General features: G+C 60.2%; 15 protein-coding genes and 2 pseudogenes. 3 read left to right on the top strand and 14 right to left on the bottom strand.

Going from position 1 to position 17,270, the window contains the following annotated elements; genetic code table 11:
• Window positions 1-12 precede the first annotated feature (12 nt).
• The 7 genes and pseudogenes from E4Q23_RS11145 to E4Q23_RS11115 all read right to left on the bottom strand — a co-directional run bounded on the left by E4Q23_RS11145 (window position 13) and on the right by E4Q23_RS11115 (window position 7,215).
• The gene (locus E4Q23_RS11145) at window positions 13-207 is read right to left on the bottom strand and encodes a type II toxin-antitoxin system HicA family toxin (RefSeq protein WP_169066703.1); all 195 of its coding nucleotides are present in this window, start codon (window positions 205-207) and stop codon (window positions 13-15) included.
• 22 nt (window positions 208-229) lie between these two features.
• Complete coding sequence (locus tag E4Q23_RS11140) at window positions 230-442, bottom strand: type II toxin-antitoxin system HicB family antitoxin (RefSeq protein WP_169066702.1); 213 nt, start codon at window positions 440-442, stop codon at window positions 230-232.
• 21 nt (window positions 443-463) lie between these two features.
• Entirely contained in the window at window positions 464-1,423 is a 960-nt protein-coding gene (locus E4Q23_RS11135) for a restriction endonuclease (RefSeq protein WP_169066701.1), read from the bottom strand.
• 277 nt (window positions 1,424-1,700) lie between these two features.
• Window positions 1,701-1,958 (bottom strand): DUF2442 domain-containing protein, encoded by a 258-nt coding sequence (locus tag E4Q23_RS11130; protein ID WP_169066700.1) that lies wholly within the window; start codon window positions 1,956-1,958, stop codon window positions 1,701-1,703.
• A 168-nt stretch (window positions 1,959-2,126) separates the two neighbouring features.
• Window positions 2,127-5,276, bottom strand: coding sequence for a bifunctional proline dehydrogenase/L-glutamate gamma-semialdehyde dehydrogenase PutA (gene putA / locus E4Q23_RS11125; protein WP_169066699.1), 3,150 nt, complete (start codon window positions 5,274-5,276; stop codon window positions 2,127-2,129).
• Window positions 5,277-5,428: 152 nt separating this feature from the next.
• Window positions 5,429-6,526: pseudogene (locus tag E4Q23_RS11120) on the bottom strand (branched-chain amino acid ABC transporter substrate-binding protein).
• Window positions 6,523-7,215 carry a GntR family transcriptional regulator gene (locus tag E4Q23_RS11115; protein ID WP_169066737.1) on the bottom strand — a complete coding sequence of 231 codons (693 nt, stop codon included), beginning with the start codon at window positions 7,213-7,215 and terminating at the stop codon, window positions 6,523-6,525. The pseudogene E4Q23_RS11120 and the gene E4Q23_RS11115 overlap by 4 nt, the downstream one beginning before the upstream one ends.
• A 241-nt stretch (window positions 7,216-7,456) precedes the next feature.
• On the opposite strand from E4Q23_RS11115, the gene E4Q23_RS11110 reads away from it, so the two are divergent.
• Window positions 7,457-9,613 (top strand): YgiQ family radical SAM protein, encoded by a 2,157-nt coding sequence (locus tag E4Q23_RS11110; RefSeq protein ID WP_248595378.1) that lies wholly within the window; start codon window positions 7,457-7,459, stop codon window positions 9,611-9,613.
• Between the two features lie 318 nt (window positions 9,614-9,931).
• Here the strand turns inward: E4Q23_RS11110 and E4Q23_RS11105 are convergent, their stop codons facing one another.
• Entirely contained in the window at window positions 9,932-10,270 is a 339-nt protein-coding gene (locus tag E4Q23_RS11105; protein ID WP_169066698.1) for a cupin, read from the bottom strand.
• Between the two features lie 632 nt (window positions 10,271-10,902).
• Here E4Q23_RS11105 and E4Q23_RS11100 point away from each other — a divergent pair.
• Window positions 10,903-11,574: a hypothetical protein gene (locus E4Q23_RS11100; RefSeq protein WP_423753341.1), complete on the top strand. Its 672-nt coding sequence runs from the start codon at window positions 10,903-10,905 to the stop codon at window positions 11,572-11,574.
• Between the two features lie 842 nt (window positions 11,575-12,416).
• Here E4Q23_RS11100 and E4Q23_RS24835 read toward each other — a convergent pair.
• The 5 genes and pseudogenes from E4Q23_RS24835 to E4Q23_RS11085 all read right to left on the bottom strand — a co-directional run bounded on the left by E4Q23_RS24835 (window position 12,417) and on the right by E4Q23_RS11085 (window position 15,599).
• Window positions 12,417-13,055, bottom strand: a complete 639-nt coding sequence (locus E4Q23_RS24835; RefSeq protein ID WP_336511671.1) for a protein kinase domain-containing protein — start codon at window positions 13,053-13,055, stop codon at window positions 12,417-12,419.
• A gap of 82 nt (window positions 13,056-13,137) precedes the next feature.
• Window positions 13,138-13,308: pseudogene (locus E4Q23_RS24830) on the bottom strand (serine/threonine protein kinase); the annotation flags it as partial.
• Between the two features lie 71 nt (window positions 13,309-13,379).
• Entirely contained in the window at window positions 13,380-13,790 is a 411-nt protein-coding gene (locus E4Q23_RS23820; protein WP_248595377.1) for a hypothetical protein, read from the bottom strand.
• Between the two features lie 40 nt (window positions 13,791-13,830).
• Complete coding sequence (locus E4Q23_RS23815; protein WP_248595376.1) at window positions 13,831-14,430, bottom strand: serine/threonine-protein kinase; 600 nt, start codon at window positions 14,428-14,430, stop codon at window positions 13,831-13,833.
• A 14-nt stretch (window positions 14,431-14,444) separates the two neighbouring features.
• Window positions 14,445-15,599, bottom strand: a complete 1,155-nt coding sequence (locus E4Q23_RS11085) for a PP2C family protein-serine/threonine phosphatase (RefSeq protein WP_211203726.1) — start codon at window positions 15,597-15,599, stop codon at window positions 14,445-14,447.
• A gap of 631 nt (window positions 15,600-16,230) precedes the next feature.
• On the opposite strand from E4Q23_RS11085, the gene E4Q23_RS11080 reads away from it, so the two are divergent.
• Window positions 16,231-16,698, top strand: coding sequence for a hypothetical protein (locus E4Q23_RS11080; RefSeq protein WP_169066695.1), 468 nt, complete (start codon window positions 16,231-16,233; stop codon window positions 16,696-16,698).
• Between the two features lie 247 nt (window positions 16,699-16,945).
• On the opposite strand, the gene E4Q23_RS11075 is transcribed toward E4Q23_RS11080, so the two are convergent.
• Window positions 16,946-17,140 (bottom strand): hypothetical protein, encoded by a 195-nt coding sequence (locus E4Q23_RS11075; protein ID WP_169066694.1) that lies wholly within the window; start codon window positions 17,138-17,140, stop codon window positions 16,946-16,948.
• Window positions 17,141-17,270 lie beyond the last annotated feature (130 nt).

Genomic DNA, 17,270 nt, shown 5'->3' with positions numbered 1-17,270 from the left:
GCAAGCGCAGCGTCAGAATCTTCCCGGCTCTGGAATGCCAAGGTCACGGCAAATCTTGATCGCCAGGTAATTGCTGATTTCGTTATGTCTTGGAACGGCGCTTCGCCTGTTGGTACTTGAATGGCACCACCAGGAATGGTTACCACCTTCACGCAGCAAGGCGCAACCATGCGCCATGAGATGTGCCAGCAAATCGCGCCGCTTCACAGGGCCGCTTCACAGTGCCGCTTCACAATGCAATTGGCAGTTCTTCAAATCGGGTTCCAGCCGCGTCAAGTGCATCTGCCCGATTGAGGTCAATGGCTTCGATCAGGGTTTCGCGCAGGGATTGCAAGAGACCTTCTCGTGAAGATTCCTGGCAGTTGACCCCCGGCACCTCTTCGATCCAGCCAATCCACCACTCGGCATCCTGCTTGATTACTGCGGTGTAGGTTCGATTCATGCTTCCTCATCCTTTCGAGCGCTACTCGCGCGCTCCGTGCTTGCGACGCGTTCCCGGGGACATCTTGCTGGGCAACTCGTCGACTGACTTCATTGGATCTCTTTCGTAGTTTGACAGCAGGGTGTAGTCGATTTCGTAGGTTTTCGCCGGAAGCAGCCCGAATTCATGCAGTTCCAGCAATTCGATTAGGCGATCCCCGTCAATCAATTCGATGGGCTTGCAGCCGGGGCGTCGAGCGGCATCCCGCGCGCTGTCCGTGAAGTACCCGGTGGTAAAGAAGATTCCTTTTTCGGCATCACCAATGGCTCCTTGAAAGGCCTGTACCGCACTTGGAGAGACAGAGCCGGAGTAACGCTTGCATTGAAAGGCAATCTTGGCGGTGACGATTGGCCCCAGCGGAAGATAGCCCTCGCCATCAATCCCTTTGTCACCGGTGCCACCAGTGACTCTCACTCGTTCCAGTCCCAGATGTTTCAAGAGGTCCGCGCAGAACTGCTCGAACGACTCGGGTGAAAGCGCTTGCAACTGCAGGAGCAGTTCTTCGCCGTAGGCGTTGGATGGGCTTGTCAGAGAGGCCTGATCGACCGTTGTTTCCAGTGGTAATTGCGGTGCTTGTGGCGCTTGAACCGGTTTTTTGGCGTGAATGGCAACCCACTTCCTGACTATTTCGCGGGCTTGATCAAGAGTGAGGTGGAGTTCCTTGCTGGAAGCCGTGAGCATCCAGATGCCATGTTTCGGCGATTGCAGCAGTCCCTCCCAAACAAGATACTGGCGGCCCCAGGCGACCTGATTCGGGAACCGAAGGCTGCCACTTCCGAGCCTCGCGAAACGCTTTTCATCTCGAACGTTTGCAAGCCTGGCCACGGAGTCGCATACCTCTCTGGGTGTAGCTGACCCTCCCAATTCCCGCAAGGCATCGAGTATGTGAGGCATCCACTGCAGAAATTCCGCATGCTTCTTGGCCGTCGCAGATTGGCTCATGCTCTCTCCCAATCTTGATCTGGCGAGACCGTCCTGCACCCAAGCCACACCCCTCCCGTTCCGAACCTCGCCACGCGCATCCCAATGGAAGGCCCCTTGCTGGCAGGCTTTCGGTGAATCAAGGGTGTCTTTGACCTGGACCCTAATGGCCAGGCTGTCATGTCGTCAGTCATGTGACGCGACCGCCAAAAGCCTCGGTGACCATCAAACTGGCAGCGCTTCGGAGCGCAATCGCTTCGGCCGGCAAGCATCAGTATTGGGTAGGTCACGATTGTGGTCAGGCGCTTCGTCTGCTCGGGGTCGGATGATGTGCGACACCAAGCAGAGCATCGATCGAGATGTCTTCGTCGATCAATTTCCAGTGAATACCATACCGCGAGGGAGAAACTTCGAATTCCTTCTGTTCTTCCTCCGTCGCGGCCGCCAGCGCCGGTGATATTTGCTTCAGGTCACGCTGAATTCTCTGGCCATCGACGACGGGGCTGAGAATGCCCCGTTCGATAGCGATGTCATCCATTTCATGGTGCTTTTTCATTTTCCCCGCCTTTCCTGGAATTCTCTCCACTGCTCAATGACATAATCGAAGTGTTCAAAGGTTATTTGCCGTATTTGCTTCCTGTCCCGGGATGACAATCCGCAACAATTGGCTTCCTGAATATCAAAGCCGTCTACATCGATCCAGTATTTGCATCTTGGCGCTTTCTCATTCATCACCCGCATCGAGCGCCATCAAGCTGGCGTTGCCGCCAGCGGCGGTGGTATCGACCGACAGCGTGCGCTCGCTCGCAAAGCGGTAGAGATAGTGCGGCCCACCGGCCTTCGGCCCGGTGCCCGACAGTCCTTCACCACCGAAAGGCTGCACGCCAACCACCGCTCCGATGAGGTTGCGGTTGACGTAGGTGTTGCCGACGTGCAGCCGGGCAGTAATGCGTCGAACGGTGTCCTCGATGCGGCTGTGGATGCCCAGGGTCAGGCCATAGCCGGTGCTGGCGATGGCGTCGCAGACCTTGTCCAGATCCTCGCCACGCCAGCGGACGATGTGCAGGATCGGCCCGAAGACTTCGCGTTCGAGGCGCGACAGGCTGTCGATTTCGTAGGCGCGTGGGGCAAAGAAGCTGCCGTCGGCGGTGGCCTGCTCGTCGAGCGCGCAGGTATAGAGCGGGGTCGCAAAACTGTCCAGCCAGCTGGCGTGGGCGACGAGCACCTTGCGCGCGGCTTCGTCGATTACCGGGCCGACGTCGGTGCGCAGGTCGGCCGGGTCGCCGATGCGCAGTTCCTGCATCGCGCCGGCGAGCATCGTGCCGACGCGGTCGGCAATATCCGCCTGGACGAAGAGCACGCGTAGCGCCGAGCAGCGCTGACCGGCCGAATTGAAGGCCGAGGCGAGGACGTCGCGGACGATCTGTTCGGGCAGTGCCGACGAGTCGGCGATCAGCGCGTTCTGACCACCGGTCTCGGCGATCAACGGCACCAGCGGGCCGTCCTTGCCGGCCAGGCTGCGGGCGATGATGCGCGCCACCTCGGTCGAGCCGGTGAAGGCCACGCCAGCACATTCGCGGCCGGCGACCATCGCCGCACCGACACGGCCATCGCCGGGCAGGAAGGCCAGGACATTGGTCGGGATGCCGGCGCTGTGCAGCATGCCCACAGCCAGCGCAGCGACCAGTGGCGTCTGCTCGGCGGGCTTGGCGAGCACCGTGTTGCCGGCGGCCAGCGCCGCGGCGATTTGGCCGACGAAAATGGCCAGCGGGAAATTCCACGGGCTGATGCAGACGAAAACTCCGCGGCCGTGCAGCGACAGGCTGTTGCTCTCGCCGGTCGGGCCGGGTAGCACGATCGGCGCGGCGAACTTCTCCCTGGCCTGGGCGGCGTAGTAGCGGCAGAAATCAATCGCCTCGCGGACTTCGGAAACGGCGTCGACCTGGATGCGGCCGCCTTCGCGAACGATCAGCGCGACCAGTTCCGGGAGGCCTTCCTGCATCAGGTCGGCGGCACGCTCGAGAGCGGCCGCACGGGTGGCGGCGGGCGTCGCCTCCCAGGCCGGGAAGGCTGCCTGCGCGACCGCCAGCGCGGCGTTGACGTCGGCGACGCTGGCTTCGATCACCTGTCCGACGACTTCGCGCCGGTTGGCCGGCGAACAGACCGGCCGGCTGCTGGCGCCGGTTCCCTGCTTGCCGCCAATCAGCGGCGCGGCGAGGTAGTTCACCGTCTGGCTTTGCTGGATGGCCTGGTGCAGGTCTTGCAGTGCGGCTTTGTCGTTCATGTCCGGTCCTTCACTGTTGGCGCGTTTGGCACCGAAAATGTCACGTGGCAGCGGGATGCGCGGCTGGCGTTTGACCGCCAGCGCGGCCAGTCTTTCGACCGGGTCGGCAATCAGCGCGTCGATCGGCAGCTCGGCGTCGGCGATGCGATTGACGAAGGACGAGTTGGCACCATTCTCGAGGAGGCGACGAACCAGGTAAGCGAGCAGGTCTTCATGGCTGCCGACCGGCGCGTAAACGCGACAGGGCCGGTTCCACTTTGTGGCCCCGACGATCTGGTCGTAGAGCTCTTCGCCCATGCCGTGCAGGCGCTGGTATTCCCATTCGTCGCTGCCGCCGGCGCTGATCGCGATTTCGGCGACGGCGGCGAGGGTGTGCGCGTTGTGCGTCGCGAATGCCGGGTAGAAGGCCTGTGGATCGGCGAACAAGCGCCTGGTACAGGCCAGGTAGGAGACATCGCTCGTCACCTTGCGCGTAAACACCGGGTAATCGCTATGCCCACGCTCCTGCGCGATCTTGATCTCGGCGTCCCAGTAGGCGCCCTTGCACAGGCGCACCAGCAAGCGCCGCTGGCCACGGTGGGCAACGTCGGCAAGCCAGTCGAGCAGGGGCAGGGCGCGTTTCTGGTAGGCCTGGATGGCCAGACCGAGCCCGTTCCAGCCGAGCAGTTCGTGATCGGTGGCCAGCGCTTCGATCAGTCCCATCGACAGTTCAAGGCGCTCGGCTTCCTCGGCGTCGATGGTCAGGCCGATGTTCCTGGCCTTGGCCCTGACCGCCAGCGCCTTGATCGCCGGCAGCAGTTCGCGGCGCGCACGTTCTTCGTTGGCGACTTCATAACGCGGGTGCAAGGCGGAGAGCTTGATCGAGATCGATGGCGCGATGAACGGCGGCCGACCACTGGCCGAGTCGCCGATGGCGGCGATCGCCTTGCTGTAGGAATCGAAGTAGCGCAGCGCGTCGGCGCTGGTGCGTGCGGCTTCGCCGAGCATGTCGTAGGAGTGCCGGTAGCCGGCTTTTTCCGCGCTACGTGCGCGCTCCAGCGCCTCATTGATATTGCGCCCCATGACGAACTGCTTGCCGAGAATGCGCATCGCGGTGGTCACCGCCTGGCGGATCACGGGTTCGCCGGTACGCGAAACCAGGCGCCTGAGAATGCCGCTGAGGTTGCGTTGCGCCGTGTCGAGATTGACGATCTGGCCGGTGAGCATCAAGGCCCAGGTGCCGGCATTGACGAAAGTGCTGTGCGAGGCGCCGAGTCGTTTCTGCCACTCGGTGCTGCCGATCTTGTCGCGAATCAGGCGATCGACGGTGTCTGCGTCGGGGATGCGCAGCAGCGCTTCGGCGAGGCACATCAGCACCACCCCCTCGCGCGACGAAAGGTCGTAGGTGGTCAGGAAGGCATCGATGCCGCCGCTTTTCAAGCGTTGGTCGCGAACCGTCTGCACCAGTGGCGTCGCGCGTTGGCGGATACCCTGCTGTTCGGATGCGGTGAAGCGCGCCTTGGCAATCAGCTCCTCGACGAGCGTTTCCTCGTCAATGCGGTGATAGTCACGCAAACGCTGCCGTAGTGCTTGGGGTGTGGCCACGCTCATGCTGTCTCCCAGTTGATGCGAGTTGATCCGATTTGGCACGCTGCGTCGGTGCCGCCATGCGTTGTCGAAAGTCCGCCCTCGGGGCGGGCGCCGCGAGTCCTTCTTGGTCCCGAGTGCCGGCTGGCAGAGCCAGCCGGCACTCGGGTCGCTGCTTACTTCTTCACGTAATCGTACTTGCCACCTTGCCACTGATAGACCATGAAGCCGGGCAGTTTGTTGTCGCCCTTGGCGTCGAAGCTCAGTTTGCCGATCACCGTGTCGAAACTGCCTGAACGCAGCGCCTTTTCCATATCCTTGTACTTGGTGCTCTTGGCCGCGTTGGCCGCTTCGGCGAACAATTGCATGGCCGCATAGGCGTACATCACGTAGCCTCGGGCTCGACCTTGGCGTCACGGAACTGCTTGACGACGGCGGCGGCAGAGGGGTTCTTGCGCGGATCCGGCGCAAAGGTGAAGAACACGTTGTCGGCGGCCGGGCCGGCAGCGGTCACCAGCTCGGAGTTGGTCATCGTGTCACCACCCATCACCGTCAGTTTCAGGCCTGCCTGTTGTGCCTGGCGCAGGATCAGCGCGACTTCCGTGTGGTAGCCACCGAAGGCCATCACCTCAACGCCAGCCGACTTGAGCTTGCTGACCAGACCCGAATAGTCTTTTTTCGCCGGCGGTGATCGATTCACGCAGTGCTGGCTTGACGCCCTTGGCTTCCATTGCCTTGGCGATTTCGTCGGCGAGACCCTTGCCGTAGGCGCTCTTGTCGTCGACCACGGCGATCTTCTGGCCCTTGAAGTGCTCGGCCAGGAAGGTGCCGGCAACCAGGCCCTGCTGGTCATCACGGCCCATGATCCGGAAGATGTTCTTCAAGCCGCGCTCGGTGACCTGCGGGTTGGTCGACACCGTGGCCATCGGAATCTGCGACTCGTTGTAGACGTCGGACGCCGGGATCGTCGAGCTCGAACACCAGTGCCCGTGCATGAAGACGATCTGCTTGTTGACCATGGTGTTGGCCACTGAAACGGCCTGTTTCGGATCGCAGGCGTCGTCGCCGATTTCCAGCTGCAGCTTCTGGCCAAGGACGCCGCCTTTGGCGTTGATGTCGGCGATGGCCATCTCGGCGCCCTTGCGGATCTGGTCACCTGCCGACGCGTATTGACCGGTCATCGGCCCGGCGATGGCCACCAGAATGTCGGCGTAAGCACTGCCGCCGGCGAGGGCCAGCAGACTGAAGCTGGCCGTCAGGATCGACTTTCTCATTTGTTTCCTCCTTTGCTACGGTGGTAATTCAGGTAATGGACAAGTGACGCACCCGCAGCGAGCACATGCGCCCGCGTGAGTTCTGCCGCCGCGTCGGGGTCCCTGCGCACGAAGGCGTCGAGAATCTCGGCGTGTTCGTGCAGGGTCTTGGGCAGTTCGGTGGTGATCGACAAGGGCGCGCGCACATAGCGTTCGACCTTGTTGTACAGCGATCGTATTTCGGCCAGCAGGATCGGTCGCTCGGCTGCAACATAGAGCGTCGAATGAAACAGCCAGTTCAATTCGCCCCAGCGACCGCCGTCGCTGGCCAGCGCAAAAGCAGCAAGATGCTGGCGAGCGCTGGCGATGGCCTGCTCGTCGATCAGTGGCGCCGACAGGCGGGCGGCGCGTGCTTCGAGCATGGCCCGTATTTCCATGTATTCGCCGATCTCGGCGGCGGAAAGCGAGGCCACCACGGCGCCACGGTGAGGCAGGAAAGTCACCAGGCCTTTGGCCTCGAGGTGCTTCAAGGCTTCGCGGACGGGGATTTTGCTGACGTGGAAGTGGCTGGCGATTTCGTCCTGCCGCAGTACCTCGCCCGCTGCTAGGGTGCCATCGACAATGGCTTTCTTGAGCGTCAAGGCCACATGGTCCGACGCGCTGAGGCGCGGAATTTTCTCGGCGGCGATCAGTTCAAGAACCGACGGCATGGGCAATGAGATGGGCTCCGAATATCGTATACGATCTAAACATTCGCCCGCCAAGCTAGCCGCAGATTTGCTCGATGGCAAGCTGCAGTGCAGCAATTCAATGGTGCTTTTTGGTCCTTGCTGTAGAATCGCCAGCCCATGAACACTGTCAGCATCGACGCCACGCGCAGCGCCCCCCCGCAATCTCTTCGCCTACCGGAAATTCTGGGCCAGCCGTTTCGGCAGCGCGCCCTTCCTGCCGATGTCGCGGGCGGAAATGGATGAACTCGGCTGGGATTCCTGCGACATCATTCTGGTTACCGGCGATGCCTACATCGACCACCCGAGCTTCGGTATGGCGCTGATCGGGCGCCTGCTCGAAGGGCAGGGCTTTCGCGTCGGCATCATCAGCCAGCCCGACTGGCTGTCGGCGAAGGCTTTCCAGGTCCTCGGCCGGCCGAATCTTTTCTTCGGCGTCACTGCCGGCAACATGGATTCGATGGTCAATCGTTACACCGCCGATCGCAAGCCGCGCTCCGACGACGCCTACACGGCCAACGCCGAGCCGCACCGGCGCCCGGATCACGCGGTCGTGGTCTACGCGCAACGCTGTCGCGAGGCCTTTCCGGGCGCCAACGTGGTGATCGGCTCGATCGAAGCCAGCCTGCGCCGTATCGCGCACTACGATTACTGGTCGGACAAGGTGCGTCGCTCCGTGCTGCCGGATTCGAAAGCCGATCTGCTGATCTTCGGCAGCGCCGAACGGGCCATCGTCGAGCTGGCGCATCGCCTGGCCGCCGGCGAGAAGATCGCCGATATCCGCGACCTGCGCGGCACCGGCTTCATGGCTCCGCGCGGCTGGTTGCCGGGCAGCGACTGGGCCGAAATCGATTCCCGCGAAGTCGATACCCCGGGGACGCTGATCCGCCATCCCGACCCTTATGCGATGACTCCGGAGAGCGGCAAGGAAGCGGTGTGCGCGGCGCAATCAGAAAACTCCGCAGCCTCGGCAAGTCCAACCAGCGCTGCGGAATCGGGCGGCGCCGCCGGGCAGCCGCGCACGCAGGTGATCAGGACGCAGTTCCAGTTGCATCAGCGCATGCCCAGGCTCGAGCGCACACGAACCGCCATCCGCCTGCCGTCGTACGAGCAGGTGGTCGCCGATCCGGTGCTCTATGCGCACGCCTCGCGGACCTTCCACGTCGAATCGAATCCCGGCAATGCGCGGGCGCTGATTCAGGGCCATGGGGAGCGCGACGTGTGGCTCAATCCGCCGCCGATTCCGCTCAGCACGCCGGAAATGGATGGCGTCTTCGCCTCGCCTTTCCAGCGCCGGCCGCACCCTTCGTACGGCGATGCGAAGATTCCGGCTTTCGAGATGATTCGCTTCTCGATCAACATCATGCGCGGCTGCTTTGGCGGCTGCACCTTCTGCTCGATCACCGAGCACGAAGGGCGCATCATCCAGAGCCGCTCCGAGGAATCGATCCTGCACGAGATCGAAGAGATTCGCGACAAGACGCCCGGCTTTACGGGCATCATTTCCGACCTTGGCGGACCCACCGCCAATATGTACCGCCTGGCCTGCAAGGATCCGAAGATCGAGTCCTCGTGTCGCCGCCTGTCCTGCGTCTTTCCCGGCATCTGTGAAAACCTGAACACCGATCACACGCCGCTGGTGAATCTCTACCGCAAGGCGCGGGCGATGCCGGGGGTCAAGAAAGTGCTGATCAGTTCGGGCCTGCGCTACGACCTCGCCGTGCGCGATCCGCAGTATGTCAGGGAACTGGTCAGCCATCACGTCGGCGGCTATCTCAAGATTGCGCCCGAGCACACCGAAGACGGGCCGCTGGCGCACATGATGAAGCCGGGCATGGGCTCCTACGACCAGTTCAAGGCGATGTTCGAGAAATTCTCGAAAGAGGCGGGCAAGCAGCAGTACCTGATTCCGTACTTCATCGCCGCGCATCCGGGCACCACCGACCGCGACATGCTGAACCTGGCGCTGTGGCTGAAGCGCAACAAGTTTCGCCTCGACCAGGTACAGACTTTCCTGCCGACGCCGATGGCCATTGCCACGGCCATGTACCACAGCGAGAAAAACCCGCTGGTCAAGGTGGGCCGGGCATCGGCGACGGTCGAAACCGTTCGCAACGCGCGCCAGCGCCGCCTGCACAAGGCTTTTCTGCGCTATCACGACGCCAACAACTGGCCCTTGCTGCGCGAAGCGCTCAAGCAGATGGGGCGTGCCGACCTGATTGGCAACGGCCACCAGCAGCTGATTCCGAGCTTTCAGCCGCCGGGCACCGGCACGCGGCGCCCGCCGCCGGCCTCCGCCGCGGCGAACACTGCCCCACGTGCGCCGGTACGTCCAGCCGTCAGTGCCGCGCCGGCTGGCGCTCGCTCGCGCAAGCGCTGATTCCGGTCGTCGCCGCGACCAGCGCGGCCGGCGATGGAGCCGGCGATGGTAGTGGTGCATTCGTGATGAGACTTTCGGCAGGCATCTCCCACCCTCCGTCATCTCCCACCCTCCGTCATCTCCCACGCTCGGTCATTGCGAGGAAGCGCTGCTGGTAGCGCCGCGTTCAGCGTTCAGCGTTCACCATTCCCGACGGGGCTTTCAGCAAGCCTGACAGCGGCGTAAAACCCACGCCGTAGCCGGATTTTATAGGTTCCATACTGCGTGCAACACGACAATAGCGCGGCCGGCGATCAGGAACAGGCGTCCCGGATACGATCAGACGGGGAGGGCAGCCGCTTCGTAGTGGACCGCCAGCCAGATCGTCTCGCGCCCCGGCATCGTCCATTCAACCCGGTGCCGTCGTAGCGGCGCGATGTCCACGTAATCCCCCGCCTTGAGCTGCTGCGCCAGCGGCTGGTCTGCAAAGCGCAACAGCGCCTCGCCTTGAAGCAGCAGGATCCACTCACCCTGCGCTTGTTCGTACCAGAAACCCGGCGGGCTGGCCTGGCCGGTCGAGACGATACGTTCGATCCTCAGTCCCGGCCGGGCAAGCAGCTCGAGAAACTGCTCGTCGGTCGATGCGCCTGGCGGCAGTTCGGCGAAGATGTTTTTCATCGGGGAGGGTCTCGGAAAACAGAAAATTCGACGCCAGGCTCCGACCAATGGCTGGAGCGGCCTGAACGTCCCCGCGCCGACGAAAGGGGAGTGGTTCGATTTATCGGCTAATGATAGCAAGACGTTCAAGCGGTGGCAGCGAATCGTTAATGTGCAAGTCGCGCAAGCGACTCACGAAACTCCCTTCTCCCTTGCGGGAGAAGGGGCAGGGGAAGAGGGAAACGGTCATGACTTTCATGATCGGGGCTATCTCGACAAGTCATGACCGTTAGTACCACCCCACCCGACGCTGACGCGAACCGCTGACAGACTGCGCTCCGTCCGCCGGTTAGTGCGCTGGGTTGAACGGCCGCTTTATACAGACCCGATCAACCGCTCCGGGACGTGAACAACCCGTAGAATGCCATTTGTCATTCTGTGGCGGTCGGGGAAACGAAAATCTCGGCGATCGATGCTCGACGGCCTGCCTTTGAGCGGACCTGCAAGCTTGCTCTGCAGTTGGCTTCGGCGCATGATCACGGCGCCACAAATTCAAGCGGGAGCAGAGCTTTGTCGCCGAAGCCGTTGAGCGGCGCAGGGTCGTCTCTTTCCATCAAGCTGGCGGAAGCCAAAAGGAGGGCGGGATGCAACACATGATGAGAATGGCGGGGCTGGCTGCGGCCGGTGCGATCGGCGTGGCCGGGTGCGCAAGCGTGCAGCCGGGGCCCCAGGAAATGACCTTCTTTGTGACCAGTGTCGGCTCTGGCAAAGGTGGCGATCTGGGGGGGCTGGACGGAGCCGACCAGCACTGCCAATCACTGGCGCGGGCGGCCGGTGCCGGTGATCGCAGCTGGCATGCCTACCTGAGCACCCAAGCCGCGAAGTTGACCGATACGAGTTTCGTGAATGCGCGCGACAGAATCGGTGCAGGCCCCTGGCAGAATGCCAAGGGCGAGGTGATCGCGCGCAGTGTCGACGACTTGCACTCGGCCGACAGCAAGCTGACCAAGCTGACGGCCCTGGACGAAAAGGGGCAAGCCGTAAATAGTCGCACGGAGAAACCCAACAAGCACGACATACTCACCGGTTCGCGAGCCGACGGGACGGCCTTTCCTGGCGCCCCATTTCCCGACATGACCTGCAGCAACTGGACCAACAGCGGACCCAATGGCGCCGCGATGACCGGTCATTTCGACCGTGCGGGTCCCCTCGATGCCGCCTGGGCCATGTCCTGGAATTCGGCGCACCCGACACTTGGCTGTAGTCAGGAGAAAGTGCGTCCCACGGGTGGCGACGGACTATTCTATTGCTTTGCAAGGAAATGAGGCCTTGGGTCTAGGACTCGCTAGCGTAGTTTTGTACGCAGTATGGAACCTATAAATTCCGGCTACCCCGCCGATTTCCCGCCGTTGTCATGCTTGCTGAAGGCCGCGTCGGGAATGGTGAATGCGGCGCCACACCAGCCCCCACGTCATTGCGAGGAGGCGCAGCCGACGCGGCAATCCAGTTCCATCCTCTCACTATTTCCCACCGCATTGACATCGTGAGCACGCGAAAAGCCAAACCTCTGGATTGCCGCATCGGCTTCGCCTCCTCGCAATGACGGAGGGTGGGAGAGGCTTGCCGACCGTCTCATCAAGAACCCAACACTACAATAGCGATGGGCCCCAACACAATCCTCGCGGTTTTTGGGGGCAGGTGTTTCGCCGTGCCGCCTCGTGCGTGCGCCTTGAGCGTCGGCTGTGGTCGGCATTGCCGCCATTCGAGCGGGTTCGCGGAAAAATGCTGGGTCGGCGAGTCCGGAAGACCGCTAACTGAAAAACGCTACTCACCCTTTCGACCCGCAGCAGTCATTCGCGTTCTTGGTGGTTCAACGGCAGGTATCTGATTGCAGCAGTCGCTCCAGACGACAATTTACTTGCAGGTTATCGGTTAGTTCGGTGGTTGGCAGTGGCCGAGTTGAGTAGCTGTTATGGTTTCTATTCCCCACAGCCACTTAATCGATAGCTGTCCAGATTAGCCTTTCAAACAGACTCACTTTCCTCCAACCGTTTAGGTTGGTGCGCCGGCCAGCTTTACCACCGGTAGCGCTCGGTCAGCACCTCCACCGTCGTAGCTGGCGAAAAGGACTGGGTCCCCAACCATAGGCATCGGTCCGTAAACACATTCACGATGAAAAAAAGACGCTACTTCCATGGGTGCTGATGAACCCCCAAGCACCGTGTCGGAAGTCAGTCACAACCCCTTTGCGTCTTGGCGATAAGGTGTAACAGAGACTGCTGCACTTCTCGACTAGTTGGTCTGCAGTCGGCCGCTCCGCAGGGTTCTTCTTTAAGCACGAAAAGACGATATTAAGTATCTCCCTCGCAAGAGGGGCAAATTGAGGATTTGCGAAGAGGAAGTCAGGCGTCTCAGGGAGTTCTGCATCCATAATTTTAGGAACCGCCCTTAAACCTTGGCCGAAAGGGTATTGGCCACAAAGGAGTTGGTACATCATCGCTCCAATTGACCAGATATCCGCAGGTGAGCCCACTGCGTACGGGTCTTCAATAGCTTCGGGGGCCATGTAAGGAAGCGCCCCTACCATAGTTTGCGACATAGACATGGTGGCATCACCACCTTCGACGGCCTCTTTGAACTCCTCTCCAGCCATCTTGGCAATGCCGAAGTCGGTGACTTTTAGTTCATGCAAAGAATAGCCACCCATCACCATGATATTTGTCGGCTTTAGGTCGCGGTGTATCACCCCAGCGTGATGGGCTGCGGCTACACCTTTTGCAAGATGATGGAGTACTTTTGCTACCAGATAGGGATCTAAAAAACGCCGTCTCTTGAAGAAGTGCTCCTTTCAGATCACTGCCCTCGATGAATTCCTCCACTAAGAACCGCTGGGAATCGGTCTTGAGATAGTCAAGAGTCTTTGCGACATTCGGATGATTCACCTTCGCAGCAACTATGGCACTTCTCCTGAAACGCTTAGTTGCCGAGCTGTTTTTCGGGGTTTTTAGCGCAACAAGCCGCTCAGTCACTCGATCCCTAGCTTGATATACATACTGCATGCCACCCTCACCAACGTATCGAATAATTTCATAACGATTACCAATAATATCGCCATCTTTCAAGGGGCCTGTCACAGTACGATCTCCGGGTGAGACAAGTCGAATGTGATGTACTTGCGGTCGGCTTTTCGTTCTGGAGCACCTAACGCTACAACACAGGCACCAGGTAAGCGATCTCCCGCTGCCACAGTAGTGTTGTTAATGAAAGCCTCACCGCTGACGCTATCGACCAAGAAATGAAATCCATCGTAGCGAATTCCAATCTCGCCAATCGAGGAAAGCCGAAGGTCCACCCTCGGCCGGGTTGCATCGAGATACGAAGCATTTTTATTAAACACGACTAATGCTCTATGCCTGTTGCACAGCAAGTGCTTGGCAAGCAAATCCCTAACGTCGCCCATGGCAGGTCGGTTTGAGGGATCTGGCTCAAGGCAAGCATTCAAAGTCGCCATTATGTCTTTACCAATCTTAAACGGCAGCATTGAAAAACAATCTTCATCCGAAAGCACCGGGGGGTGGCATTTAAGATGTAGGGGGAGATCTCGAAGACCTAAAAAAAAGAGCAGTCGCTCCGAATGCGTAAATATCCACCGCAGCAGTAAAGGTGACGTGATGGCTGTACAGCTCCGGCGCCGCGAAGCCTGGAGTTCCAACAAAACCAAGCGTTGCAGCACTCGGACCCTCATCCCGAGCCAATCCAAAGTCAAAAATTTTGACAACCCCTTCGGGGTCGATCTTCATGTTGCCGGGTTTTATGTCACGGTGAATGACGCCAAGATCGTGGATGTTGGCTATTCCGGACGCTATCTGCCAAAGCAGCTTCAAGTACTCATTCTCGTTATTCGGAGCTAAGTCGTCATCGAACAGATCCTGACCTTCAATAAATTCTTGGACAATGGCCAAGTCATTATTGAGGTTCAATACGTCGTAGACTTGAACGACATGATTCGAACGCATTTTCAACAGCGCGCAGAGTTCGTCGCGTATCCGACGTTTTTCGGCACTGCCAGGCATCACCTTAATCGCGACTCTTCTTTCAAGGATCGTGTCATAGCACGGCCAAACAGCGGCCATGCCTCCTATAAAAGATGCTCCCACAACTTCATAACGATCAGCAATCATTCTTTTGGGGGCTCTTATTCGTCAGACTTGGCTGGAAAATCCATGTGTAGCTGGGGAAGTTGGGGTTCGTCCGGTTTGTCGTTACTACGTTCTTCAGTGGGCTTCTTGGGCTTGCGGGGAGCCCTGCTGCGACGGAGCTTAGTCTGTTCAGGTGTGGGTGAGGTGGCTTGCTCGTCAATGACAGGCCCCAACCCAACAATTGGAGGCATGCCAGGAACGGGTTTTGATCTGCAAAGAGGGGTCGTGTTTGGCATGTATCTTGAGGGCGCATGCGAGAGTGGCGCGCTGATAATTTGCAACTCTCCGTAAGCATCCCAAATCTCCAAGCAAGGATAGCCGGGTATAGCTTCGGCCTTCAGGTCTACCGGCAAGGTGATCATCGCGACCGTAGCATTGTCGGGGCCGCCACACCACTTTGCAAGGTCGAGAAGACGTTTTACGCATACACCAGGATCGGGCGAGTGGCGAATAATCTGCCCCAGCCAACCGGGACTATGGGAGAGATAGTGAATTCCATCGGTGGTTAGCATTACCGCTTCCACTGATTTCGCATCAAGTCTTGCAATGTGAGGTTCAAGGTCGGCACCCATGCCAACGAATTGGAGCAGTCGCGATTGTTCGCCCACGTCCTCTGGACTTTTGCCAAGCTGACCTGCGATTGTGTCGTCAATCGACGTTTGCCTTAGCGTTCTGTCATCCATGCAGTAAACACGACTGTCACCGATACTCAGCCAGTACGGGCGTGTTTCAGGGCGGATCAATATTGCGACCAGAGTTGAGCCGCCGCTCGCGCGAAATTTTGAATACACCGCGGCATTCGCAGCATGAGCCCCTTCACGAAGCCAATCCTCTGGGCGCTGGCTTTGGTCACCGTTTTGTGCGAGCCGATCTACTGTGGCAATAAACGCGCCTACTGTCATGGCGGCGCAAGTGCCACCATCATGCATTCCACCAATCCCATCGGCTACCGCAACGAGAGCGTACTCGCTCCCGTGCTGATCTCTACCTCGTACAGCGGCTAGTCGATCTTGATTGCCTTCACGAACATTGCCCACATCACTCGCGAGGGCTGCAGAGAGCGATGCAACCCGTCGAACCCCGTTGGCTGGAGTCCTACGTAGAAGCCAAGTTGTTAGCTGGTCTTGAATCAGCGAAGGAATTGTGTTCATGCGTATGGGAGTTTCTCGCGCCAGTGTTCTTCTTTGCTGGTCATGTTGAGGCAAACGGTGCGCACTTCCCACTTTTCCCGATCGAACAGTGGAAGGCGGGCCCTAGTATATGCTACTCGTCAGTGTCGGATGCGCTATTACGCCGGCTAGCCCTGTCAGCGGCAGGTGCCCGCCTTTAAGCTGGCACCTATTGCCAAAGGCACCACTCACCGCTTCGGCCGAGTTGTGTGAATTGGCCTTCCGGCAGGTTACGAGGTACAGCAGTCCCTCGGAAGGCCGCTTACCAGAATCATCGAGCGACGGCTGTTGGCCGAAAGACGCCGCCCGGTGATCGTACTACAAAGCGGTCATCGACAAGCAAGCGGGGGGTGACGGGCGGCCGTCCGGCCGGGTCAATTTGGAATCGTTGGAGCCAGTAGATGGCGCTTAGCTACTCCATTCGCTGCGGCGGCCGGGCAAATGAGGACCGTCCGATTCGAGGCACGACGCGGCGCTTTGCCGCGCTGGACAGCACGTCCGCCGTGCCGCGCCGCGGCGCAGCCGACCACAGCCTATTGACGTCCCTACTCCGAGCGCGGGATACTGCCGGCGCGCCGTTGATTTTTCTCTTTGTATCAAGGAGAAAATACTCATGAGCCAAAACCTCGTAGCGTTGAATATCGGCCCCGACGACCTGGCGGCGATTGCCGCCGCGATCACGACCCTGCAAGAGAAACTCGGCGGCCTGATCGAGCTCTCGGTCGACCAGCGGCGCAGCCTGACCAAGATGGGCGACAAGTCCGAAGCCTTTTGCCGACAGGCGCTGATCGTCCTGGCGCAGAACAAGCAGATCATCCCGCCGGAACTCGATCTTGCCGAAGCCGAGCGCGATCTCCACAACCTCGATCTCTTGCGACCGCATCTCGCCAACCTGCGGCAGCTGGTGAGCAAGGCCGACGACACCGAAATGGCGCTCGGTAGCGACATCCTCACCGCCGCGCTCGAGGGTTATGCGCTGGCCAAGGTCTTCGGCAAGGGCGCCGGGCTCGATGCCTTGAAGGAAGCGATGGCCGGTCGCTACAGGCGCAAGCTTCAACCGAGTTCGGGCGCCGCTGCCTGAGTGCCGCGACAGGCATCTCGCTCGGCGCGCAAGGCTCGGAGCTTCAGGCGCAAGGCTCCGAGCTGCGACGGCGAGCCTCCGATTTGTCGCTACAAGCCTCTGAACTGCCCTGTGCAAGCAACAAAGGCTTCGCCGCAAGGAAAAAAGCCTTGCGCGCAAAGCGCCGCGCTTCGATCGAGCTGAAAAACGGCGCTTAGTACAAGCTTCGCGAACTCGCGCGCAAGGCTTTGCGCTTCGCGAGGACGAATCAAAGCCTTGCCGTGCAAACCTCGATGCTTTGCGCGCCCAGCAAAAAGACTGGCGGGAATGGCTTTTTTTCCTTGCCGGGGTAGCGCAGAGCCTTGCCCTGGAAGCTCGGAGCCTTGCCGGGGCAGTTCTCCGTGGCTCCGTTAAAAACAAATGCTTCGCTGTAGCACTCAGCGGGCTGACGAGCGCGGATCAAAGGCTTGCCGGAAGATCACAGGGGCTTGCGGATCGAGCAAAGGGGCTTGCGCATTGAGCATGAAGCGTCGCGCACGCGCTTCGCAGGCTGGCGACGCGACGATAGTCTGATGCGCGTCGGGGCAGGAGAC

Origin of the sequence: Candidatus Accumulibacter phosphatis (genome assembly GCF_012939955.1) — a bacterium.
Lineage (GTDB): Bacteria > Pseudomonadota > Gammaproteobacteria > Burkholderiales > Rhodocyclaceae > Accumulibacter > Accumulibacter delftensis.
The sequence above is the reverse complement of the archived record's forward strand: the minus strand, read 5'-3'. Positions and strand labels throughout refer to the sequence as shown.